The organism is Alteromonas sp. 07-89-2, from assembly GCF_013113925.1.
Classification (GTDB): Bacteria; Pseudomonadota; Gammaproteobacteria; order Enterobacterales; family Alteromonadaceae; genus Alteromonas; species Alteromonas macleodii.
This window is the reverse complement of the sequence record NZ_VTYM01000021.1, coordinates 47,666-71,853: the sequence shown is the minus strand read 5'-3', so window position 1 is coordinate 71,853 and position 24,188 is coordinate 47,666. Positions and strand designations below refer to the sequence as shown.

Genomic DNA, 24,188 nt, shown 5'->3' with positions numbered 1-24,188 from the left:
TCGATGGGAAACGGACTTGGGCTGAGAAGAATCTAGCTCAAATCTAAACTGACAGCGACACCTGAAAAAACGGGTAACTGTCAGATCAAGTCTGAGCTAGTACAGATGACCATTCCCCCTGAGAACCGGTTGGCGGGCTTATCTAGTGAAGATGTTCTGATTGTCTCGTTTCCTAAAACAGGTTCTACATTTACACGCTTTGTTTTTGCCAATGTTGTTTATTTACTCAACAATAATTCGGAACCTGTTGATTTTTACAATCTTGGGCAAATAATGCCGGAGTGTCTTAAAGATAACCTTATCGAGTTTTGTTGGAAAGGTGATCCCTTACCGCGACTAGTGAAAACTCACCAACTAGCTGAAGATAATCCGCTATACGCTCAACCCAAAGCACTTTATGTTTTAAGAGATCCCAGAGATACAATGATTTCGTTTTACTACTATGCGAGTAAGCGAAAAAAAGGCAGGTATGAAGGTACGTTCGACGAGTTTGTAGAACATAGTACCTTTGGAATTGATGCTTATAACAAACATATTGAGAGCTGGTATAGCAAAGCCTCTTGGGTATTCGATTATGAAACGCTAATGCAAGATCCTTTAGCGAGTTTTCTCAGAGTATTTGATGACCTAGGAATAAAAATACAAAGGGAGTTAGTTCAGAAAGCACTTCTATTTTCTCAACCTGACAAGTTGAAAGCAGCTGAAAGAGAGAATTCCAGACCAAATCACTCAGTGAATTTTGACGAAGATTTCACCTTCGTTCGCAACGCGTCGGTAGCACAATGGAAGGAAAAAATGTCACCAGAACAAGCCACATATATCTGGGATCGTAGTTCAGCAATATTGAAGGCACGCTATGAGCGAGATTGATATTTCCCAACTAATTAATCAATTCAAACGTGATGGTTTTGTTGTTTTAAAGCGGCAAATTTCTCCAGCTGTCTGCCAAGAGATAGGTAACACGCTGTCTCGTGCCGTAGAGGTTATTTCAGCTCAGTCTTCAAGAGATATTACTAATCGATGGTACCTCACTCATCGCACTGAGAGTGGCGTGCTTTACGACGTTTATCAGCGTTTTCCAGAAGCTAGAAAAGCGGCTGAAGTGCCTGAAGTCACGGCATTCTTGAAAAGCTACTTTAATAGGAGCGTTTACCTGTATGTTAACTCCTATCTTTATAAGCCAGCAGACAAAGACAATGAGGTGCCATGGCACCAAGATTTTCTTAATCGACCTAATGAAACCGAGAAAGTACTAGCGTGGGTTTCTCTTGATTCCGCCACGCAAGAAAATGGATGTTTACAGGTTATACCTGGCTCTCATAAGCGTGGATTTAGAAAATGGTTTCACGTTGAAGGTGCAACGCATCACGACCGAATTGTGTTAGATAAAAACGAGGAGATTAATAAAGTTTTTGTTGAGACTGAGCCTGGAGACATCGTATTGTTTAGCAATTATTTGATACATAGCTCTGCTCAAAATAGCTCTGATTTACCGCGTCGAGCATTGCGGTTTGTGTATAAAGCACTTGATGACGATGCATTGCCGCGAGGCTCGATGATCATGATACATACTGAGTCTGAAGATTTTTACACTGCCGTGCCTTTACCTAGAAACTAAGGTTTGCGGTAAGATGTGTTTCTTCTTAAATCATTGAGGTATTGGTTAAACATCTCTGCCTGATGAGATTGAGAGTAAGCGCTTCGCGCGTGTTGTGATATTTGCCCTGATGTTTTTGACACGCCGTTATTCAGCACATCGTTAAGCGATGCTAGCAATCCTTCTGCACTGATATCTTTTGCAAGCCTCCCGTTTACTCCATCCTCAATCATATCTGGCATGCCTCCAATATTAAAACCCACCACAGGAGTGCCGCAACATAATGATTCAATAACAACATTAGGTAAATTATCTTCTAAAGCTGGTAACACAAATACATCAGCTGCGCTGTAGATTAACGCGAGCTTATCTTCATCATGCACCTCGGAAAAATCATGAACTTCGGGGAGATTACTATCAAAATTTTTTCCCACACTGCACAACATGATTCGACGGTTACTTGCTTTATTGATGGCTTTTTCAAGCAAGTGGAAACCCTTTCTTTTGTTATTAACACTGTCACTTACAAAAAGAACAATGTCTTTGTCTTCAGGTAGTCCTAGATGTTTTCTGGCTTCTCGCTTGTCTGTATAGCGGTATGTTTCTGTATTGACACTATTGGCAATCCGCTTTATCGGATAGTGTTTAAACAGCGTGCTAGATGTCGCGCATTCGTGTAACCAATTCGACAATGAAATTACGGCAACTGGGATATCGCTGTTCCGTAGAATGTTTTGTTTCGAGAGCAATAACTTTTTAGCAAAGTCAGGATCACTGGTTTGCCTTAAAAAATGTGGATTACTGTCATCGGTTTTATATCCTTCAAACCCGTCACTGTAATGATATCCACCCGTAAATGGTGCCATGTCATGTAACGACCAGATAACCCGCCGAATCTTTTTAGAGGCAAAAAAAGTAGGCCAGTTCAAGAACCGAGAGGTCCAATGAAGATTTACCACGTCATACTCACTAATCTGCGGCGCATTTTCAATTCTGAAATCGCTATAAATTGAAGAGAATACATCGGTATATTTAGACGCTGCAGTGCAAATATCTTTGATATCTTGAGTCTTATATTCGTGTACGCCATCTACAGTAATATGGGAAACACGATTCAGGATGTTTCCACCTTCTAAACCGGTGAAGCATTCGTAATCGAAATGGAAAGGGATATCGTCCCTAGTCTTATTTAGCGTTAGAAGGTGGCTAGTATGCCCGGCATCGATTAATGCTAGATGTAATCTGATACACGCGTTCGCTGCTCCGCCTCTATCATACGTATTAACAAGTAAAACCTTCATTAGCGAGCAAGCTCTTGGGGCGAATACATACGCTTAAGTTCGTCGTTGTCAGTAAGGTAATTGGTAATTTTACCGCCCTTAGTGTAATCAATGGCACAAAAATCGGTTTCTAACGTATGCGCAAATAAGACTGAGTGGAAACGCATGCAAATGTTAAATGACGCACTTTGCATCGTGTGGACAACACTCGCTACAGTTGATAAACGTTTATTAAAAGAGATATCGATGTCAGGTTCGTCCGCGAAATAAGTATCAATAAAGTAACGACTGAAATCTCTATCGTCATAACCTACATCAAAATTATGCATATGATCGAGTAATACCGTATTTACGCCCAGCTCCTTTACTTTTTCCTTGATTAACCGAGCTATACCGGCTTCAAACGCTTTTTTATGAACCTCAAATTCTTCTAATGTCAATTCACGAGAGTACTCGTAAGTCCACTCGCGTAAGAAGCAGGCAATAAATGGCGTGTTGGATTTTATTGACTGCTTGAGAAAATGGCGTTCTATGTAAGGTTTCGCGAAATCGCCTGAAAGAGAGGCTTTTTCAAATCCCCATGCGTTGGCAGTGGCTACGCTTTTTCTATCTCTCAGTTTAATATCAGATGATAACGCCAGTATTTGTTTAACTGCTTTTTCATACTTATCTTCATGTAGTGGGCCAAGGCCACAGCCATAAACTACGGTTTTCTTTCCATTGTCTTTGGCTACCTTAAATCCTAGCAAAGGAATATAAAGTTCGTGTAGATCCATGAGGGGGCCGCCACCCATAACAACTTCGTTGGCACTTTTCGAATATCGCAATACATCAAGGGATTTTGTAGAAACAACCTTAGCGTTGATTTTGAGTTCTTTGCATGTTCTTTTGGTTACAAATGGATATAAGCTTCCCAAAACAAACTCAATATTGTCGCCGTGCAATTTCGTGTATTCATCTACGATTCCGCCCAATATTGCTTTGTCTCCCACGGTCTCGGTGCCATACCAGCCAAATATAAATACTTGGTAGGGTTTGCTTTTGTGTGGAGTTTTTAATGTTTTCGCTAACCATTTAATCAGGTGAATATTGTCAATATTCAGAAGCCTGTGATGAGTTAATTCGGTAAGCTGCGTTTGTTTTTCTGCATAGGTAATGCCTGCGTGATAGTCATGAATGCAGTTTTTACAGTCGCGTTCTGCGATAGCCTCTTTTTGCGCAAAGTTGTTTTTGTACAAAACTTGCGAAGAGGTTTCTAATGCGTTGCCAATATCGTTACCTTTAGGCGCGCAGTAATTGACCTGTCCTTTAGAACCTAAAACAACACCATCGTTATGATAGGGACAACCTATCAAGCGTTCGCCGCCTTGTAGCATGTTTTGAATACTGCGATATGTACGTTTGATCGTGGAACCAGGCTCGTATTGTCTTTTTAATTTCTCAAAGAATAATAAGAGGTTATAGGTTTCATCTTCATCGAAATTGCGTATTACCTTATCTCTATCACCGTTGTATAGGCGGTTGATAAACTCGGCAACACGAAACCTACCATACATGTCGTGTTTTTTAGCATAATAGAGGAAGTCATCCACTTCCCACACATTCTGTTTAGAAATAGTGCACCCGAATGTAGTCGGAATCTCTAACGTGGTTCGGCAAAATTCGAAAATAGCGATGGCGGACGCGAAGTTGTTCTTTATTCCACGAACCCTGTCGTGAGCGCCCCCAACGCCATCTATAGAAACCATGACAGAAAAGCTCATATTTCTGCTTTTGCAAATATCATAAATAGCCGTAATTCGATTTTTTACATCTCTCTCTTCAATAGCATTGGTTATCATGCTCACGCCTTTGAGGGAGGGTAATGTATCGATAATGGTTCTATAAATATCGGGTAAGTCTTCGCGCAGAGTTGGCTCACCGCCAGTTACACCTACATGCTGTAGTTCACTGTACAACGGGTCAGATAAAATTAGGCCGAGTTCTTCAGGGGTAATGTCTACGCTTTCTTCATTCTTCCAAATATTACACATTGTGCATTTGGAATTGCAGCTATCAATAATATTTAGATTTAGCGCCTTCGGCTTACTATCTGGTCGAAGCTCATTCACCCGCTTCATTTTTCTTAGTTGCGAGTAGCTATCGTAGATGTGACGAATATCTTTTTTCTTTAACATATACCGGTAATTCGAAGGTTGGAATTTTATTAAAACATCTTTGATTCTATCGGCTTTGAACGAAAAAACTTAACTTAGATGTTGAACGTTACATGGGTGGAAAAAAGATGTCAGAGCAACCGTTAATTTAAGTTATCTAGGGTGAAAGAGAGCGTATCTACAATAAAGTCAATCTGCTCACGAGTTAACTCGGGAAAAAGGGGGAGTGTTATTGCCTGTTCGTAATAACGCTCCGCATTAGGAAAATCACCTATCTTGAAGCCCAGATTCTTGTAATAGGGCTGGCAGTGAATCGGGATATAATGAAGATGTGCAAAAACGCCTTTATCGCGAAGCTGCTCGACGGCAAAAGCATGTTCTTTGCGAGTTAGTCCAGAAGCACGTACAACGTAGAGATGATAGCTGCTATATCTATTACTAGATTGCTTAAGTGGTGAGATGTTTTCTTTCGAAGCAAAACGTTCATCATAATGCGCAGCTAATGTATTCCGCTTTTCTAAAAAGCCCGGCAATTTTTCTAGCTGACTTATACCAAGCGCAGCTTCTACGTCAGTCATACGATAATTAAAGCCCAATGCTATCTGTTGATAATACCAAGGGCCATGACTGTCCTCAGTCATCTTCTCTGGGTCAGTGGTTATGCCGTGACTGCGCAACATACGCATCTTTTCAGCCCATTTACTGTTATTTGTAAGAGCCATTCCCCCCTCCATAGTGGTAATAATTTTTACCGGATGGAAACTAAACACACAAATATCTGAGAATTCGCAGCTGCCTACAAATTTCTCCTGGTATTTTGCGCCTACTGCATGTGATGCATCTTCAATAACAAAGAAGCCATATTGCTTTGAAAGTGCACGAATTTCTTTCATATCGCAGGGCTGACCAGCAAAATGAACGGGAATAACCACCTTTGGTAAGGCGTTGGTGGATTCAGCTAGGGCAAGTTTGTTTCGTAAAACATCAACGCACATGTTACCGGTGTGAAGGTCAATATCTACAAAATCGACCTTGGCGCCACAGTAGAGCGCGCAGTTTGACGAAGCAACAAATGAGTTCGGAGATGTCCATACTCTATCGCCTTCACTCACACCTAGTGCAAGGCAAGCAATGTGTAGAGCAGACGTAGCGCTATTAACTGCAATCCCAAAATTAGCGCCACAATAATCAGCAAGAGCGGTTTCAAATTTAGGAATAGCCGGGCCTTGCGTTAACCAATTTGATGTTAAGGTTTCGACAACGGCTTTTACATCATCTTCATCTAGGTGTTGTCGCCCATAAGGAATCACTATTGCGCTTCCTCGTTGAACTTCTTTATTTCTTCAATACTAAGGAAATGTTCGTTAGTGTCTGAAACGTACTCGAAACCAGACTCTACAAGCTTTCCCTGTTCGCTAAGTGCGTTGCTAGTAAAGTTATTACTTCGGTGGAAAAACTTAATAGCTGGGGCAATCACAAAGTGATCATCGAATTCAAATGTGTGCAGAGACATGTCGCCAGGGCACATCATTTCATGAAGCTTTTCACCTGGACGAATCCCTACATATTTGATTGGAATATCCGGTGCCATTGCAGTCGCGAGGTCAGTAATTCGAATTGATGGGATTTTCGGTACGAAAATCTCACCACCTAACATGCGCTCAAAGTTTTTAAGCACAAAGTCGACGCCCTGTTGAAGAGTAATCCAAAAACGGGTCATGTCTTTGTGCGTAACAGGAATATGATCGCTGCTTTCCGCTATCAACTTATTGAAAAAGGGTACAACAGAACCACGAGAGCCAACCACATTGCCGTAACGCACAACAGAAAATCGAGATGCACCGGCTCCCACAATATTATTGGCTGCAACGAACAATTTATCTGAAGCTAGTTTTGTAGCACCGTATAAATTAACCGGGTTGGCGGCTTTATCTGTAGACAACGCAATCACTTTTTCTACGTTATTATCAATGGCGGCGTTAATTACATTTTCGGCACCATCGATATTCGTACGAATACATTCGGTCGGGTTGTATTCAGCGGCAGGGACTTGCTTCATAGCCGCTGCGTGTATTACAAAGTCAACACCCTGCATGGCGCGATTAAGACGTTCTCTATCACGAACATCGCCAATAAAATATCTCATGCACGGCGCGTGAAATTTTTGCTGCATTTCGAACTGTTTGAGTTCGTCGCGTGAGTAGATGATTAAGCGCTTTGGTTTGTATCTCGCTAACAGAGTCTCAGTGTACTTATGGCCAAATGAACCCGTTCCACCTGTTATGAGAATCGATTTTCCATCGAACATAGCTTGCTCGCTGTTTTTATGGTTATAAACACAATATATCATGTGTCGGCATTTTTGCCATAAAGCTTTAGAATCTATGAGCTTAGGTGAGGATTATTAGTCCTAAAGGTGTAGACTTCTTCGTGTTTAGGTAGAACTTGTTGTTTATCAGCAGGTAGGTTAAGCATTGATTTTACTTTATTAAATATGCTGGGATGCCGCCTAATAAAGTTCAAAGACTGAGGGCTGGAAGTTCATTCAGGTTTTGTATAGTAAACTTTGCATCAAAACCTGGTTTGGCAAGTGCGTTTTTGTGAACCCCAGTTAACACCCTAACAGTCGGCATTCCAAGTTTATTTAAATTGACGAAGTCTTTTGCTGGGTTGTCACCAATGTAAACCATTTCGTGCCACTGACATTGTTCTGCTTGTTTAATCTTTTCAAAGCAGTAAGTAGAAGGTTTAGCATGTTGCACTCCAAAGCGGTGAGTGACAAACACGCGCTTGAAGTAGTGCGCTATGTTGAGCGCTTCTACTTTCTTACTTTGTACTACTTTATTTCCGTCAGTTACGAGGTAAAGCGGCTTTGGCAAACGTTCTAGCAACGTTAAGTGATTGTCGGGCAAAGTCAAAGTAGGCTGGTGTAAGCGATATGCTGAAACGCAGGCACGTACATTTTTCTTATTGACTGCTATGCCATGGTTAGCTAAGTAATCATTGAAAATTCGTCCACGACCATTTCGATCAAGCAGAGTAACTAATTTTTGAAAGCCACTTCGCTTATCAACATTCCAGGTTTTTTCCACAAATGAGGCAACGGCTGCAAGGCCCGATTCTACGTATTGGCGCTCATCATAAAGGGTATCATCTAGGTCGAAGATATAAATCATAGGTAATAGTCGGTAGCAGCTCTAATCTGCGTTATTTTATGGGATGTGAGATCTACGGGCAACGAATCGATATTTTCGCCCATACTCTCGCACAAGCTCCAATAAAGACTATCAACACCCGCCTTGATACCTAACGTTGAAGCGCCTCCAAATCGCGAATTACATTCAATGATGTGAAGCGCTCCATCATTTATGATGCCCTGTAATACAACGGGGCCAGACAGTGCTAGTTTGGAAAGTGTCTGTGTCACCTGAGCTGTAAAAGGGCAATTCGGTAAAGTGTAGGTAATTTGGGATTCACCATTAACAACTAGGTCTCGCACACGGCATACCGCCGCTTTAACCAAATGGTCCTTTGTTAGCCAAGCGTCTACGCTAATTTCTTGACCTGCTTTGTACAGTTGAAAAATAGGGGAGGATAGACCTTTGGCGTGCTGCACTGCGTCGTCTTCGTTTAGATTAAGGCCAACAGCTTTACTACCCGCACCAAAACGTTCTTTGACCACATAGTGAAATGGCGGAGTGCCTTGAATAACGGTTTTCACCTCTTCGATGCTTTCAAATGAAGGGATGATAAAAGGAATACTGCATTGGCCGAATCTTAATTTATCCAAACAAAGCTCTATTGCATTTTCATCAGAAATAAGTACGTGGATGTTAGCGCTTTTTAGGTCGTTTTTTAGCCTTGCCCAAAAAAGCAGTTCGCCGTCTCTACTTGGGAGAATATGAGTAATTCTTCGATGCTTGAGCTGGGCAATAATCTCATCTGCGTTGTCTTGATTTGTGGGTGGCATTTGCCAAAATACATCGCAAAAGTGCCGTGTAAGTACTTGGCTACTTAAATCTCCTGCCGTAACTATGCCCTTCTTATCGATACGCTTGACGGCACATTGAAGCGCTTTTAATAGTGGAACTTTATTGCTGGCGCTTGAAAGTAATACGTTCACGTTAATTTGACACCTTAGTCTAAACGCTCATTGAGAAAGCGTGCGTTTTTGCACGCTTATACCTGTTCTAGGTGCTGACATCGATGCTCTTCTATTTTCGTATTCCGTAATTTGTGTCGTTTTTTTGGGCGTTTGCCAATGTCCGTACATAAATGTGAGAAAGCCTTCTGCATCGAATGGGGCAAGAAAGGTTTCACCTAAAAACTCGATTGGCGCGTAGCTGTCGAAATGTTTAGCGGGGGCAAAAAACAGCCCGCCCGAGGACAAGAGCTCAGATAAGCCATTTATCGACTCTCTGCGCTGTATGCTTATATCAAAAGGGATTAACTGGGTGTGTGATGAATTACTAAACTCTAGATTGATGCAACAGTCTATGTTGTTGACCGTGATGATGACGATATCCCATTTTACGTCATAGTTTGAGTTTAATAATTTATAAAGCTCAGGTAGCGATGCCTGCAACCTTTCGTAATTCTCTTTATCGACAGCTAAGTCTATATCGTCATCCCAAGGTATGAGCCCTTTATTTCTCACAGCACCTAATAAAGTTCCAGAATCTAGACACGCTGAAATGTTGTGGGAAACGAAGTATCGATTTAGCGTTTGCATTACGGACTGGGCAAAGGCTAACGTTTCATTGTCTTCGAAAGGCAAGGCAGCTTTTACCGACTGCTTACTCGGTACAATGATATTCGAATCATTAATACCCATTTCTTCGGTGAGCTGGGAATAGATTTGATCAACCCACTGACTGGTGATAATTATGCTGTCGACATCGTGAGTATTGATATCTGCGGGTGCAATGATGGGATAACCCATAAAACGAGTTCCGTGTTTCGTACTATCATTATCCGTGAATGCCACGACTTCTATATCTGGGTGGTTAGAAACGTAGTTTTCTCCGGCCTTACTTGCACCGAACAGAATGGCTCTCATCTCACAGTAGCTCCCAACTCATAGGGGTACCTTTTGGTGCGTCGCGCTTGATTTGCTTTCCAAGCAAAAGGGGAAGGTATTTGGGAGGCAGTCCAAGTCCTGGACGAACAGAGCGTAAATTCTCCGCATTTAATGTATCGCCGGCTCTCATATCTTCGGCAATGTATAAAGAGCGTCGGTGTACCAACGAGGCCTTTTCTCGCTCGGTGGCGCCATAACTCACCTTTCCAATTGCTACCGCTGCCCGCGCCGTTTCCTCAACAAGCAGCTTAATTTCATGGGGTTCAAGAGAAAATTCTGCGTCAACCTCTCCACCGTTTCTGTCTAAAACAAAATGCTTTTCAATGACTGTTGCGCCAAGTGCCACCGCAGCGACAGCTACCCCCACCCCCGGTGTATGGTCGGAAAGTCCAACGTGACAGTCGAAAAGTTCGCTCAAATGAGGAATTGTCTTTAAGTTGGCGTCTACCGGGTTTGCTGGGTAATTACTGGTGCACTTAAGTAATATGATGTCATCACACCCATTGGAACGGAGTACTTCAACAGACTCGGCTATTTCTGCCTGGCTAGCCATGCCTGTAGAGACAATAACGGGTTTCCCTGTCTTTGCTACAGCCGCTAGGATAGCGTGGTCAGTATTTTCAAAAGACGCTACTTTGTAACAAGGAGGATTCAATGTTTCTAGGAAGTCGACAGCAGTTAAATCGAAGGGCGTGCTAAATGCCAATAGGCCTTTCTCTTTGGCATAGTCGAATAGCTCCTTATGCCATTCCCAAGGCGTCATCGCCTCTTTGTAGAGGTTATACAAAGAGTTTCCTTTCCAAAGACTATTTGGGTCTTCAATAAAAAATTCGCCTTCATGACAATCCAAAGTGATCGTGTCTGGTGTATAGGTTTGCAATTTTATGGCATGTGCGCCAGCTTCTGCAGCTGCATCAATGAGTCGGTAGGCTTTTTCTAATGATTGTCCATGATTTCCAGACATTTCTGCGATGATAAAGGGAGCGAGACCCGGACCAATTTGAATATCACCGATTGAGATTGGTTTCATGACTACCTCGTAACAATGTTCAATATAGTATCCATTACAAAAGATGGATTTTTGTTTGCGCTCACCAAAGATGCCGCGTTGTTTGCTAGTTTACGCATTTCTTGCGGCGAATTTATCGCAAATTCAACGGCCTTGCTAATATCTTCGTTAGTGACCTCGTCACATGCTCCTAGCCACAAACAGCAATGCCGTTCGTGCAAGCATCGCGTCGTTTCAACTTGATTATCAGCCAATGTGATAATTATGCCCGCTACCCCCGATGCCGCGCGCTCCCAGTGCATCGAACCTCCAGCGCCAATCATTGTATTGGCGGCTTTCATAAGCTCGGATATGTGACCGCAAGCGACGTGAAGCTTCGCGTTAGGTAGGCGTTCAACTTTTGCTTTTAGCGCACTAACGCCGGAATAAGCCGCTCCGACAACAATATCGGCTGAAAAAGTTAAAGACTTTAATTCAATCAAAACATCAACGACGCGCTCTGTTAAATTCCCAGGGTCGCTGCCGCCAAAGCAGACTAGAATATGATTGTCATTTCTAGGCATTGGTGGTGCGCGGTAAAACTCATTTCTTAAAATAGCGAACCCGGGTCCTAAGAGTTTTTGGCAATGAGGAGGGACAAGCTGATCGTATCGGAATTCAAAGTCCTCAAAGAGATTTTGGTCCAAAATCACGTCACAGTCGTGTTGGCGGTTTGCTAAATCGTCAATGACAACAATATGTTTGCAGCGACTGCGCATTACTTTACTAAACGAAGCTGATAGCTGATAGTGGTCGACTATAAGCATGTCGATAGGCTCATCGTTTATATCATCAAGAAGCGCTATACAGTGAGCAGCATGAGAGACTTGCGCTGCTTCACTTAAGACTGCCGAAGCATTACCTTTCCGTTCGCCTTTATGAAGTGATGGCGTGGACAATGTTTTAATTCCAGCACGCTGTATCTGTTGTTGTAGAGTTGAAGGCAACGCACAACAAAGGAATGTTACGTTGTGTGAGGGAAGTACTTGTGTGACCAAGGTTAAGCAACGCATAACGTGGCCGAGTCCTATTTGCGCCGTACCATCGACCCTAAAAACAATCCTCACTTTACGCTTTCGCTCTGCACAAGCTTGTAAAGCAGTTCAGCTCTAACCCAATCTTCAGGTGTATCAATATCCTGCACCAAGTGGTCTGGCATTACTACCATTTTCGAGTTGGCACCGAAAATGCGTTTGGTAGTATCAAGCCAGGTTTTGTGATGGCCCCAATACAACTGTCCTGCATCATGGAAGGCAGGTGGTAAATCCTGTGAGCGCTGAGTAATGCCAAACTCGTCAAAAGGTTTTACGCCGCCATTTTCGGTTTGTAATATCGCCCGTTGAATTGGAAATGAGAATCTTGCCGCTGTAAATACGTAGTCTGTATCGTCAGCGTTCATTAGCATTTCATAGCAAGAATTAATTAAAGATGTGGTCAGAAGAGGCGATGTTGCATATACACAGGCGCAATAATTTATATCCCAGCCTTTTTCTAACAGAGTGCTCAGTGCATGGCGAACCACAGGACTAGTGCCTGTGTAATCATCTGCCAATTCTGCAGGTCTCATGAATGGCACCTCAGCACCATAATCTCTTGCTACGTTCGCAATAGATTCATCGTCTGTTGAAACCACTACTTTGTCTACATAGGGGCTTGCCAACGCATTTTCTATTGCATGGGCGACCATAGGTTTACCGCAAAACGGTTTTATATTTTTTCTAGGAATGCGTTTGCTTCCGCCCCTTGCTGGGATTATGGCTACGTTCATTTACTTTTTCCGTTCAAAAAAGGCTAGCTCGAGTCTAACAGCGAGCTCAAAGCCGCTGCATCAACGCATTTAAATGCTCTGTTAGGCTTTGCAATTGGCGAATTTTTTCGTTTTGAATTTCGCTGATAACGGTTTTAAGTTCAGTAGTAGAGACATCTTGTGTGCGCGGTAGATACACAACTTTAACGATATCTTGCAGATCATCGAACTTTCCAATCCAGTCATCACCCATCGCGAAAATGTCAGCGCCTTCTCGCTCAAGGTCTTCTCGTTTCTGTTCCCAACAGTTTTCTTGAAATACATCGTCGACATAACGGCAGGAGAGCAAAATTTCTTTTCTGTCTTCATATGGTATGACTACGTTTTTACCTTTCACCGTATTGAATTCATCAGAGGACAAACCAACCACTAGCCTATCGCCTAAGCTGTGTAATCGCTTTAAAAGCCTTACATGCCCTATATGGAAAAGGTCGAAGGTGCCGTACGTCACCACAGTAGTCATAGCATTAATCTCTGAAAATAAACAAATTGTACACTCATAACTTATCGGCAAGTCAAACTATTCCATGAGCGTATAGATTTGTTCGTAAAGGTATCGACTATCATACAAATGGGTGACTACATTTTGCTCAGCTTTCTGCTAAACTTAACGAGTTACATATTTTAGGAAAGCATCATGCAAGTTAATAGTTCAACGTCCTCACTTCTCAGCCAAGTGCAAGAGAAGCAAGAATCCTTGATGGAAAAGCTTGCCAGTGGTAAGAAAGTTAACGATGCAACTGACGGCGCAGCAGCTCAGCAAATCATCGACCGGTTAACCTCTGAAGTAGAAGGTAACCGTCAGGCTATCAATAACGTTTACGACGGAATTTCGGTGGCGCAGGTTGCAGAGGGTGGTTTAGGCAGCATCAATGACGATGTAAACCGCATTCGTGAACTTACCTTACAGTCTGGTAATGGTGTTTTGAGCAATGGCGATCGCCGTGCTATCCAATCTGAAATTACGCAATTACAAGAGAATATCTCCCAAACCATTGAGCAGACGAATTTTGCTGGCAAGCCGTTATTATCTGAAAATGGCTCACTTGAATTCCAATCAGGTTCAAGTGCGGGTCAATCAATTAGCGTCAATACACAGGATGTTGCTGCTCAATTAAACGATGTGCTGTCTATCGATATTACGTCGGGAACCAGCATTGAAGATGCGCTAGGTGCAACTGATGCTGCAATTGAAACGCTCGGTAACGCGCGAGGCGATTTAGGTGCTACCCAAAACCGTTTCGAAAGTGCGGCGCGTTCTCTTACTCAAGCTAACGTGAACACCGCTGAAGCGCGTAGCCGCATTCAAGATCTTGATTTTGCTCAAGCTGTGTCACAGCAAGCGTCAAACGATGTGCTTGGTCAGGCGGCGCTAACCGTTCAAGCGCAAGCGAATCAGCAGCAAAGTCAGGTTTTATCTCTGTTGAGTTAAACCAACATACGTTAATTTTGCTAAAATTAATCGAAAGAAGCAGGGTAACCTGCTTTTTTTATTGATACATTTCCGAAAACAGCGGTTGCGCTCCGATCTTTTGTCGTTACAATTTGTAAATGCGCTAAACTGTAAATAATAACAAAGCGTTCTCGGGGAATTGATGAAGAACATTTTGCTGGTTAGTGACAACCAGGAACTTATTCAAAACTTGGAAACTATCGTTACCTTCATGGGAGAATCGTGTCAATCGCGAGGCTTTAGTGATTGCGAACGGTATTTGCAAGATAGTGGGGCTGATGCTGTTCTTATAGAGCACATATCGCCAGCCATAGTCAGCGGACTGGTTGAGAAGTTTCCTCACATACCATTTGTAGCATTGGTTGAAAATAATAGCCAAGCATCAGCAGGGTGTAATCTCGTTAGCGTTATTGCAACGCCATTAACCTATCCCGTTTTGACCCAAGCTATCCATCGTTGCCAAGAATACTCAAGGCGCAAACCGAGCTTGTCTCGTACATCGGGAACAAAGACGCGACTGTTTAGAAGCCTTATTGGTAAAAGCGAACAAATACAAATAGTTCGTCGATTAGTTGAACAGGTTGCTCCAACTGATGCCACTGTCTTGATTCTAGGTGAGTCTGGAACAGGTAAAGAGGTCGTTGCACGTAATGTTCACTTCTTATCTGAACGCAAAGACGGGCCATTTATTCCGGTAAACTGCGGTGCCATTCCTGGCGAGCTGCTAGAAAGCGAGCTATTTGGTCACGAAAAAGGGGCATTTACTGGCGCAATCAGCGCGCGTAAAGGCCGTTTTGAGTTAGCGGAAGGCGGTACGTTGTTTTTGGATGAAATCGGCGATATGCCGCTTCAGATGCAGGTTAAATTATTGCGCGTGTTACAAGAGCGTACCTTCGAGCGCGTGGGCGGCAACAAGCCCCTTCAGTGTAACGTACGCATCATCGCCGCGACGCACCGCAATTTGGAAACCATGATCAGTGAAGACAAGTTCCGTGAGGATTTGTATTACCGACTCAACGTATTCCCAATTGATAGCCCTGCACTCAGACAACGAAAAGACGATATCCCCTTATTGCTTCAAGAGCTAAATAGCCGTATCCAAGGTGATGGGGTGGAAGGTGTGCGCTTTACCGAGCAAGCGATCGCCTCGTTAATGGAGCACGAATGGGCGGGCAACGTTCGTGAGCTGTCTAACTTGGTTGAACGCTTAACTATTCTTTATCCTGGTCAAATCGTCGATATCGCCGATTTACCTGAGAAATATCAATACGGTGATGTACAGGCTTACGAGCCTGATTATCCAGAAGAAATTCTTGAGCGTGAAGCATTCAATGCACTCTTTGCTGAAGCGGCCGCACAAGAGCCAGAAGAAGATCTTAACGAGCAAAGCCATGAGGGTTTGAACGGAATGGTTTCTTCATCTTTACCTGAGGAAGGGGTTAATCTCAAAGAGTACCTTTCTGAGTTGGAAGTAAACCTCATTCGACAGGCGTTAGACAATCAAGATTGGGTGGTGGCTCGAGCTGCCGACAAACTTGGTATGCGCAGAACAACGCTTGTCGAGAAAATGCGGAAGTACGATATTCAACGTACTGAAGAAGCGTAATGTCAGGTAATTGACGTTGCGCTTTTCTCTATAATTTCATCCTATCTAACTGAAAAATAAGCCAATGATGAATTGGCACATCTTCTGCTTTATTTAAGCCATAGTTTAACAGCGTCTGCAATTTGACGAGGGCAATATGGCTTTTGACAGCACACCACAATCAACTGAGTACTCAGCATCAAGCTATGCGTTAGATAGTATTGATAATGCGATATCTCGTGATGAATACGACCCCTCAAGCTGTGACGATATTTCGTCTTTACGGTTGCAGGCGAGTCGACTTGAACACTTACTTCAGGTAATGCCTGCGGGCGTTATCGTTATAGATGGCAAAGGGATCGTACGCCAAGCCAATGAGCAAGCGAAAGCACTGTTAGGTGAACCGCTGGAAGAGGAAGTGTGGCGAAGTATTATCACGCGCTCATTCAAGCCTCGCGCTGACGATGGCCACGAAGTCTCACTTGTTGACGGTCGCCGAGTGAAGCTTTCTATCACGCCATTAGAAAATGAGCCTGGGCAATTAATTGTCATTACCGACTTAACCGAAACGCGGCAGCTGCAAGCACGCGTGAGTCATATGCAGCGCCTGTCCTCTTTGGGAAAAATGGTGGCATCCCTTGCTCACCAAATTCGTACGCCTCTCTCTGCGGCCATGCTCTATGCGTCTAATTTAACGCGCAAAGGCTTGGGACAAGAAGCACAAACTCAATTTGCAAACAAGCTAACTGACAGGCTTAAAGAGCTAGAGAGTCAGGTTAACGACATGCTGCTTTTCGCTAAGTCAGGGGAAGAACAAGTGGTCAGCCAAATTAGCTTGGGAGAGTTGTTTACTTCAATTGAAGGCATTGCCCAAACCATGACGGCTCAAGCACAGCAAACGCTAACTTTTAGCGGCTTCGATAAAAACGTATCTATTACCGGTAATCTTACAGCGCTTCAAGGCGCGTTATTAAACCTTGTTCACAACGCGAGCCAAGTTACTCCAAAAGGGGAGTGCGTGCACGTAGAAACTGCAGTGTCTGATGAACGTTTGCATGTGGCCATTATAGATAAAGGTCCTGGCGTACCGGATAAACTCAAAAACAAAATTTTTGAACCGTTTTTCACAACTAAAACTCATGGCACGGGCCTTGGCCTTGCGGTTGTTAAATCCGTCGTAAACGCCCACAACGGTTTGCTTAGCGTATCAAATATGCCAGAAGGTGGGGCGTGCTTTAGTGTGTCTTTGCCATGTGTGGTGAACGCTCAATCTTTACAAACATTGACGCATGTTGCGTAGGTCATAGGAGAGAATAATGTCTAAAACTACCATTTTAATTGTTGAAGATGACGCAGGATTACGCGAAGCACTCCTAGACACTCTTCTGTTAGGTAACTATGAGGTTGTTGCCGCTGACTGTGCTGAAGAAGCGTTAATGGTGCTGTCTTCGCGCTCCGTCGATTTAGTGGTAAGCGATATTCAAATGGGCGAAATGAGCGGTTTAACGCTACTTAAAAGTATCAAAACCAAGTACCCCAATATGCCGGTGCTATTGATGACAGCCTATGCCACTATTGATGATGCCGTGCAGGCAATGCGCGATGGCGCAACAGATTATCTATCCAAACCGTTTGCCCCAGAAGTACTGCTTAATTTAGTGGGACGCTACGCGCCTGCACAAAAAATAGAGTCACGCACGCCTATTGTTGCTGACCCTTCAAGCTTGAAGTTACTTGAGCTTTCTCGCAAAGTCGCGAAGTCCGACGCCACTGTGATGGTTATGGGACCAAGCGGTTCGGGTAAAGAAGTGCTGTCTCGCTATATTCACGATCAGTCGCCGCGAAGCGATGCGCCATTTGTCGCCATCAACTGTGCAGCCATACCAGAGAACATGCTAGAAGCGACCTTGTTTGGTTACGAAAAAGGTGCGTTCACTGGCGCAATCCAAGCTTGCCCGGGTAAATTTGAACAAGCCCAAGACGGTACGCTGTTACTTGATGAAATAACCGAGATGGATTTGGCGCTTCAAGCTAAACTGCTACGCGTGTTACAAGAGCGCGAAGTAGAGCGTCTTGGCGGACGTAAAACCGTTAAGCTCAACGTCCGTGTTATTGCTACAAGTAACCGAGATTTGAGAAAAGCAGTGGATGCGGGAGAGTTTAGAGAAGATTTGTACTATCGCTTAAATGTATTCCCTATCGAGTGGCGCCCGCTTTCGGAACGTCCGGGTGATATTGTCCCTCTTTCCGAACACCTGGTTCAGCGTCACGCTAGTTCTCAAGGGCTGGGTACTATCAGGTTAAGCGCAGCAGCACGCAATAAGCTGTCGCAATACAGCTGGCCTGGGAACGTTCGCGAACTAGAAAACGTGGTTCAGCGGGCGCTTATTTTATGTGAACACAATGAAATCGACGCCAGCGATTTAATGATTGACGAAGACATGACGGCACCTGTTGAAACACTGCAAGAGCATGTTGAAGAAAATAGGTTAGGGTCTGAGCTTCGTTACCAAGAACATCAAATTATCCTCGATACATTGGTGTCGTGTAACGGCAAGCGTAAAGATGTGGCAGAAAAGCTCGGCATTAGTCCAAGAACCCTTCGTTACAAATTAGCGCGCATGCGCGAAGACGGTATTGAAGTGCCCGCATAAGGTCGCTTTCTACACTTTCGGTTTCCTCGTCCTTATCCGTCGCCTCTGTAGTAAAGAAGGCGGCGGTTTTTTGTTGCTCACACTAAGTCAAACGCCATAAATTTGGCTAACCCTCTTATTTTTAATTTATCTTATTGATATATATGTCTTTTTAAAGTTGGCAAGCCCTTTGCTAAATCCCCTCTATACATAAGTTATACGCCGATGTTCAGGCGGTCTCGAAAAAGCACTAGGAGTGGTTATGGACGTTAAAGCCAATAGTTTGTATCAAGAAATGCAGAACATGATTGGGCAAACTCGTCTTCAAGTTAATGAGCCTCAACAGCAGCCGCTTAGTGAAGTTAATAGCTCGGCAAGTGATTTCTCGACCATGCTAAAGAATGCGGTAGATGGTGTAAACGGCATGCAGCTCGAATCTAAAGACGCGCAGCAGCGTTTTGAAATGGGCGACCCTAACTTAAGCCTAGCTCAAGTTATGCTGACGAAAGAAAAGGCGGGCATTGCTTTTGAAGCCACTGTTCAAGTACGTAACAAAGTACTTGAAGCCTATAAAACAATAATGAATATGCCGGTGTAGGTGGAGTAGGTTATGGCTGAAGCTACAGGTACAAACCTTACGGTTCCTGATCAAAATCAAGCAGTGGACAATGAGCCAGAAAACAAATCTGGTTTTATGGACACTTTAGGTAGCGCAGATATGATGCGCCAAATGGCCCTTGTGGTTGTTTTGGTAATCTGCGTCGCCATCGCTATTTTTATTCTTATCTGGTCGCAAGAACCTGATTACCGTCCACTTGCGAAAATGGAAACCCAAGAGCTTATTGAAACCCTCGATTATATGGATGCAAACCAAATCGACTATAAGCTTGAAGGCAATATTGTTTACGTAAGAAGTGACGAATTCCAAAACATCCGTTTAGGCATGACCCGCCAAGGGCTAACAAAGGCCTCTGATGCCGGTACCGATATCATTATGCAGGATATGGGGTTTGGTGTGAGCCAGCGTGTTGAGATGGAACGTCTAAAACACGCCCGCGAGCAACAAATCGCGGCTACCATCGAAGATATCGCGAGTATTCAAAAAGCCCGTGTCTTGTTAGCTATGCCTAAAGAGAACGTATTTGCGCGAAGAGAGAAGAAAGCGTCGGCAACCGTTGTGCTAACGGCTAAGCGCGGTGCCGTTATTGCAGGTGAAGAGGTTGATGCTGTTGTCGATATCGTGGCGTCTGCAGTGCAAAACATGGAGCCGTCTAAGGTAACCGTAACAGACAGCAATGGTCGTCTGCTTAACTCAGGCTCTCAAGATTCTATGAGTGCTCGTGCCAGAAAAGAATACGAGATTGAGCGCCAGCGTGAGCAAGAGTACTTAGAAAAAATTGACGCGATACTGATTCCAGTATTGGGCATAGGTAACTACACAGCACAAGCTGACGTTACCATGGACTTTACAGCTATGGAGCAAACACAGCGTAGCTACAACCCCGATTTACCTGCGGTTCGCAGTGAAATGATCATGGAAGAAAACAGCGTAGGTGGCGGTGTTGGCGGTATTCCTGGTGCACTGTCTAATCAGCCTCCGTTAGATTCTAATATTCCAGAAAATGCTGTGGGCGGCAGTCAACCAACTATGCCTGGGCGCACAGCGAAAGAATCAACACGCAACTACGAACTTGATACCACCATCAGTCATACCAAGAAACAGACAGGGGTTATTCGCAGATTAAGTGTATCTGTGGCGGTGGACTATACCCAAGTTGCGGGTGAAGACGGTGCGATGACGCCAACACCGCGTAAACAAGAAGAGATTCTCAACATACGTAGGCTTTTACAGGGCGGCATTGGCTTTGACGTTACCCGTGGTGATTCGTTAGAAGTTGTAAGCGTGCCCTTTACTCGGATGGACGCAGGGGAAATTGAAGACGCGCCTATTTGGGAGCAGCCCGGATTTCTACCAATTCTAAAGCTAGTTGTTGGTGGCTTGGTTATAATAGTGCTTATCATCTTCGTGATTCGTCCTATGCTACGTCGTCTTATTAATCCTGATGAGTCGAACGACGCCGATGAATTTGATGCAGACGAGGGCTTAGATTTAGGCGATGACACCATTAGCATGTTAACGTCTGACTTTGATGAAGGGCAGGTCGGTTTTGCGCCAGATGGTTCACTCATGCTGCCTGACCTGCACAAAGATGAAGATGTACTTAAAGCCGTACGTGCCCTTGTGGCCAATGAACCTGAGTTATCAGCCCAAGTAGTGAAGGGCTGGTTAATGCAAGACGAGTAGTGAGATAAGATTATGGCTGAAGAACTTGCCAATGTTGACGAGCCGTCATACGACGTCAGTAAATTAGAAGGCGTAGAAAAAGCGGCCATCTTGCTGCTGAGTCTTTCTGAAGAAGACGCCGCCCAGATATTGAAACACTTAGAGCCCAAGCAAGTACAAAAGCTCGGTACTGAAATGGCAAAAGTGGACGATATGACGCAAACCAAAATTACGGCGGTTCATAAGCACTTTATCGAAGAAATTCAGAATTACAGTACCATTGGCTTCCAAAGCCAAGACTTTGTTAAACGTGCGCTAACAGCCGCGTTAGGTGAAGATAAGGCCGCAAACCTAATTGATCAAATCCTGATGGGAAGCGGTGCAAAAGGCCTAGACTCATTGAAGTGGATGGATTCTAAGCAAGTAGCCAGCATTATTCGCAATGAGCACCCGCAGATTCAAACTATCGTATTGTCTTATTTAGAGCCTGAACAAAGTGCTGAAATATTGGCGCAGTTCCCTGAAAAAGTGCGACTCGACTTGCTAATGCGTATTGCAAATCTAGAAGAAGTTCAGCCGGCTGCACTACAAGAGCTGAACGAAATCATGGAGAAACAGTTTGCGGGTCAAGCGGGTACGCAAGCAGCCAAAATGGGCGGCTTGAAGTCGGCGGCGAACATCATGAACTACCTAGATACCGCGATAGAAGGTCAGTTGATGGATGCTATTCGCGAGCAAGACGAAGAGATGAGCCAGCAAATTCAAGACCTGATGTTTGTATTCGACAATTTAGTCGATGTAGACGACAAGGGTATTCAGGCCATACTGCGCGAAGTACAGCAAGACGCGCTGCTTAAAGCCATTAAAGGTGCTGACGAAGAGCTCAAAGACAAAATTATGCGCAACATGTCTAAGCGTGCGGCTGAAATGCTTAATGATGACTTGGAAGCGCTTGGTCCTGTGCGTATTAGTGAAGTGGAAACTGCGCAGAAAGAGATCCTTTCTGTTGCCCGTCGACTTTCTGACTCTGGTGAAATCATGCTTGGTGGTGGCGGTGGCGAAGAGTTCTTATAAGAACGATAGTCCTGTCACTCATTTAGCCTAGGTAAACATATGACTGCCAAAAAAAGTTTCAGCGAAAACGAAGTAAATGAAGCTAAAAAATGGGACCTACCTTTCGTTGATGACCCCACTGCACCCCGAGAAAACGAGCCGACCAACGCGTTAAACAAACGTTCAGACTGGAAGTACGAGCCGCCTGAAGTTGAGGAAGAGATCAAGCCGCCTACCGCTGAAGAAATCGAAGCTATACGTCAGGCTGCTTATGATGAAGGTTATCAGGAAGGCAAAGAAAAAGGTTTTGAAGAAGGGAAAGCGCAAGGCCTTGAAGCGGGTTTGTCTGAAGGGAAGGAGCAGGGGCATAACGAAGGGCTTGAGCAAGGGCTAGAAGAAGGCCGCCAGCAAATGGCTACTCAAGCTGAAGTATGGCACATGCTTGCTGAAAAATTTCACGACCCACTCTCGCAAGCCAACGATGAAACCCGAGATCAATTGGTAAAACTTGCCGTAACTCTTGCAAAAGCAGTTATTAAAACAGAGGTAAGTACTAACCAACAGGTTATAATGCAGGCGTTAAGCGAAGGTATTAAGGCGCTACCAATTAATCAAGCTGACTATCAAATTCATATGAATCCTGAAGATATTGAATTAGTAAAAGAGCATTTTGGTGAAGAGGAAATGACCAAAAAAGGCTGGAATTTGGTTGAAGCACCAGCAATGGAACGCGGTGGCTGTGACATTACCACTGCGCAAAATGCCGTAGATGTGTCGATTGAGCGTCGATGCCGCGACGTTATCGATAAGTTTCTTTTAAACCAAGGTTTATCTAATGACTAGCCCTTGGCATGCCCATTTTGAATCATTGACTAAACAAGTGACATCGCCACCCGTTGTTGCGGCGGGAAAATTAGTCCGGGGCATAGGGCTTACCCTTGAAGCTGTAGGTTGCCAGCTGCCGGTGGGCAGTCAATGTTTAGTGCAAACCATCGAAGGCGAAATAGAAGCTGAAGTGGTTGGCTTTGGTGATGATATTACCTATTTGATGCCCACTGAAGCCGTTCGCGGTATTGTGCCAGGGAGTCGCGTTATGCCGTTAAACCGGCAAAGCGGTTTGCCGGTAGGTATGGGACTGTTGGGACGTGTAGTCGATGGCAACGGTCAGCCACTTGACGGACTGGGTGAAATCAATGCCGAAGCGCGAGCTCCCACTACGCGTCCTCCTATGAACCCGCTCATTCGCCGTCCAATCAACACCCCTATGGATGTTGGCGTACGTGCCATCAATGCGTTAAATACGGTTGGCGTTGGTCAGCGTATGGGGCTTTTTGCAGGAAGTGGCGTGGGTAAAAGTGTGCTACTTGGCATGATGACCCGAGGCTGTGAAGCCGATGTGGTCGTGGTTGGGCTTGTAGGTGAGCGTGGCCGAGAAGTAAAAGAGTTTATCCACGAAATACTGACAGAAGAAGAACGCCAACGGGCGGTTGTAGTGGCAGCGCCAGCCGATACTTCGCCGCTCATGCGATTGAAAGGATGTGAGACTGCGGTAACGATTGCTGAGTACTTCCGCGACAAAGGTATGAAGGTGCTGTTGTTGATTGATTCGTTAACTCGCTATGCCATGGCGCAGCGTGAGATTGCATTAGCTGTGGGTGAGCCACCAGCCACAAAAGGTTATCCGCCTTCGGTGTTTGCTCGGCTGCCCGCACTAGTAGAACGTGCAGGTAACGGTAGCGAGCGCCAAGGCTCTATCACGGCCTTTTATACGGTACTTACCGAAGGTGACGATTTGCAAGACCCGATTGCTGACGCTGCTCGCGCTATTTTAGATGGTCACGTGGTGTTGTCGCGAACCCTTGCCGATAGCGGTCATTACCCTGCTATTGATATTGAGGCGTCAATAAGTCGTGTAATGCCTATGGTCGTGAGCGAAGAACATCAATTGATGGCGCGTCGTATTCGACAAGTTTATTCAAACTACAAACAAAACCAAGACCTCATTTCTATTGGCGCTTATGCGAAAGGATCAGACCCGCGTATTGATCTGGCTATTCGCGCAGAACCTGCAATCAATGCTTTATTGCAGCAAGGGATGAAACAAGTCATACCGTATGACGAGAGCTTAGAAGGCATGGCTGCACTGGCTAAAGGCTTGGGGCAAGGCTAATGTATACTGCTGCAATGCAAGTTAGCTTGCCTATGATCCAGA

Annotated in this window: 22 protein-coding genes; 11 read left to right on the top strand and 11 right to left on the bottom strand. The window is 44.4% G+C overall.

Annotated features, from left to right (window positions below; all coding sequences use genetic code 11):
• Window positions 1-105 precede the first annotated feature (105 nt).
• Together F0261_RS14110 and F0261_RS14105 are read left to right on the top strand one after the other, a co-directional pair.
• Window positions 106-870, top strand: a complete 765-nt coding sequence (locus F0261_RS14110; protein WP_171338276.1) for a sulfotransferase domain-containing protein — start codon at window positions 106-108, stop codon at window positions 868-870.
• Window positions 857-1,618, top strand: a complete 762-nt coding sequence (locus F0261_RS14105; protein WP_171338275.1) for a phytanoyl-CoA dioxygenase family protein — start codon at window positions 857-859, stop codon at window positions 1,616-1,618. Before F0261_RS14110 ends, F0261_RS14105 begins: the two co-directional genes overlap by 14 nt.
• Here the strand turns inward: F0261_RS14105 and F0261_RS14100 are convergent.
• From F0261_RS14100 to F0261_RS14050, 11 genes are all read right to left on the bottom strand, one after another.
• On the bottom strand, window positions 1,615-2,898 hold the full coding sequence (locus F0261_RS14100; RefSeq protein WP_171338274.1) for a glycosyltransferase: 1,284 nt from the start codon (window positions 2,896-2,898) through the stop codon (window positions 1,615-1,617). The two genes, F0261_RS14105 and F0261_RS14100, sit on opposite strands and share 4 nt — an antisense overlap.
• Window positions 2,898-5,054, bottom strand: a complete 2,157-nt coding sequence (locus F0261_RS14095) for a polysaccharide pyruvyl transferase family protein (protein WP_171338273.1) — start codon at window positions 5,052-5,054, stop codon at window positions 2,898-2,900. The genes F0261_RS14100 and F0261_RS14095 overlap by 1 nt, the downstream gene beginning before the upstream one ends.
• Window positions 5,055-5,176: 122 nt before the next feature.
• The gene (gene pseC, locus F0261_RS14090) at window positions 5,177-6,343 is read right to left on the bottom strand and encodes a UDP-4-amino-4,6-dideoxy-N-acetyl-beta-L-altrosamine transaminase (RefSeq protein WP_171338272.1); all 1,167 of its coding nucleotides are present in this window, start codon (window positions 6,341-6,343) and stop codon (window positions 5,177-5,179) included.
• Window positions 6,343-7,341 (bottom strand): UDP-N-acetylglucosamine 4,6-dehydratase (inverting), encoded by a 999-nt coding sequence (gene pseB / locus F0261_RS14085; protein WP_171338271.1) that lies wholly within the window; start codon window positions 7,339-7,341, stop codon window positions 6,343-6,345. Before pseB ends, pseC begins: the two co-directional genes overlap by 1 nt.
• A gap of 211 nt (window positions 7,342-7,552) precedes the next feature.
• On the bottom strand, window positions 7,553-8,209 hold the full coding sequence (locus F0261_RS14080) for an HAD family hydrolase (protein ID WP_014978587.1): 657 nt from the start codon (window positions 8,207-8,209) through the stop codon (window positions 7,553-7,555).
• Window positions 8,206-9,156 carry an ATP-grasp domain-containing protein gene (locus tag F0261_RS14075; protein WP_171338270.1) on the bottom strand — a complete coding sequence of 317 codons (951 nt, stop codon included), beginning with the start codon at window positions 9,154-9,156 and terminating at the stop codon, window positions 8,206-8,208. Before F0261_RS14075 ends, F0261_RS14080 begins: the two co-directional genes overlap by 4 nt.
• Before the next feature lie 27 nt (window positions 9,157-9,183).
• Window positions 9,184-10,092: a LicD family protein gene (locus F0261_RS14070; RefSeq protein ID WP_171338269.1), complete on the bottom strand. Its 909-nt coding sequence runs from the start codon at window positions 10,090-10,092 to the stop codon at window positions 9,184-9,186.
• 1 nt (window position 10,093) lies between these two features.
• Window positions 10,094-11,143 carry a pseudaminic acid synthase gene (gene pseI / locus F0261_RS14065; protein ID WP_171338268.1) on the bottom strand — a complete coding sequence of 350 codons (1,050 nt, stop codon included), beginning with the start codon at window positions 11,141-11,143 and terminating at the stop codon, window positions 10,094-10,096.
• A 2-nt stretch (window positions 11,144-11,145) separates the two neighbouring features.
• Window positions 11,146-12,228 (bottom strand): UDP-2,4-diacetamido-2,4,6-trideoxy-beta-L-altropyranose hydrolase, encoded by a 1,083-nt coding sequence (pseG, locus tag F0261_RS14060; protein WP_367613867.1) that lies wholly within the window; start codon window positions 12,226-12,228, stop codon window positions 11,146-11,148.
• Window positions 12,225-12,929 (bottom strand): pseudaminic acid cytidylyltransferase, encoded by a 705-nt coding sequence (pseF, locus tag F0261_RS14055; RefSeq protein WP_171338267.1) that lies wholly within the window; start codon window positions 12,927-12,929, stop codon window positions 12,225-12,227. The genes pseG and pseF overlap by 4 nt, the downstream gene beginning before the upstream one ends.
• A gap of 46 nt (window positions 12,930-12,975) precedes the next feature.
• Window positions 12,976-13,431 (bottom strand): adenylyltransferase/cytidyltransferase family protein, encoded by a 456-nt coding sequence (locus F0261_RS14050; protein WP_014948625.1) that lies wholly within the window; start codon window positions 13,429-13,431, stop codon window positions 12,976-12,978.
• 174 nt (window positions 13,432-13,605) lie between these two features.
• Here F0261_RS14050 and F0261_RS14045 point away from each other — a divergent pair, with 174 nt between their 5' ends.
• The 9 genes from F0261_RS14045 to fliI all read left to right on the top strand — a co-directional run bounded on the left by F0261_RS14045 (window position 13,606) and on the right by fliI (window position 24,146).
• Window positions 13,606-14,400, top strand: a complete 795-nt coding sequence (locus F0261_RS14045) for a flagellin (RefSeq protein WP_014978593.1) — start codon at window positions 13,606-13,608, stop codon at window positions 14,398-14,400.
• Between the two features lie 163 nt (window positions 14,401-14,563).
• Window positions 14,564-16,027 (top strand): sigma-54 dependent transcriptional regulator, encoded by a 1,464-nt coding sequence (locus tag F0261_RS14040; RefSeq protein ID WP_014978594.1) that lies wholly within the window; start codon window positions 14,564-14,566, stop codon window positions 16,025-16,027.
• A gap of 136 nt (window positions 16,028-16,163) precedes the next feature.
• A complete protein-coding gene (locus F0261_RS14035) occupies window positions 16,164-17,306 on the top strand; it encodes a PAS domain-containing sensor histidine kinase (protein WP_171338266.1) in 1,143 nt (380 codons plus the stop codon).
• A gap of 16 nt (window positions 17,307-17,322) precedes the next feature.
• On the top strand, window positions 17,323-18,660 hold the full coding sequence (locus F0261_RS14030) for a sigma-54 dependent transcriptional regulator (protein ID WP_171338265.1): 1,338 nt from the start codon (window positions 17,323-17,325) through the stop codon (window positions 18,658-18,660).
• A 241-nt stretch (window positions 18,661-18,901) separates the two neighbouring features.
• On the top strand, window positions 18,902-19,237 hold the full coding sequence (gene fliE / locus F0261_RS14025) for a flagellar hook-basal body complex protein FliE (protein WP_014948630.1): 336 nt from the start codon (window positions 18,902-18,904) through the stop codon (window positions 19,235-19,237).
• A gap of 12 nt (window positions 19,238-19,249) precedes the next feature.
• Window positions 19,250-20,944 carry a flagellar basal-body MS-ring/collar protein FliF gene (gene fliF, locus F0261_RS14020; protein ID WP_171338264.1) on the top strand — a complete coding sequence of 565 codons (1,695 nt, stop codon included), beginning with the start codon at window positions 19,250-19,252 and terminating at the stop codon, window positions 20,942-20,944.
• Between the two features lie 12 nt (window positions 20,945-20,956).
• Window positions 20,957-21,997, top strand: a complete 1,041-nt coding sequence (gene fliG, locus F0261_RS14015) for a flagellar motor switch protein FliG (RefSeq protein WP_014975903.1) — start codon at window positions 20,957-20,959, stop codon at window positions 21,995-21,997.
• Window positions 21,998-22,036: 39 nt separating this feature from the next.
• Window positions 22,037-22,819 (top strand): flagellar assembly protein FliH, encoded by a 783-nt coding sequence (fliH, locus tag F0261_RS14010; protein WP_014978597.1) that lies wholly within the window; start codon window positions 22,037-22,039, stop codon window positions 22,817-22,819.
• Window positions 22,812-24,146: a flagellar protein export ATPase FliI gene (gene fliI / locus F0261_RS14005; RefSeq protein ID WP_014948634.1), complete on the top strand. Its 1,335-nt coding sequence runs from the start codon at window positions 22,812-22,814 to the stop codon at window positions 24,144-24,146. Before fliH ends, fliI begins: the two co-directional genes overlap by 8 nt.
• The last annotated feature ends 42 nt before the right edge of the window (window positions 24,147-24,188 follow it).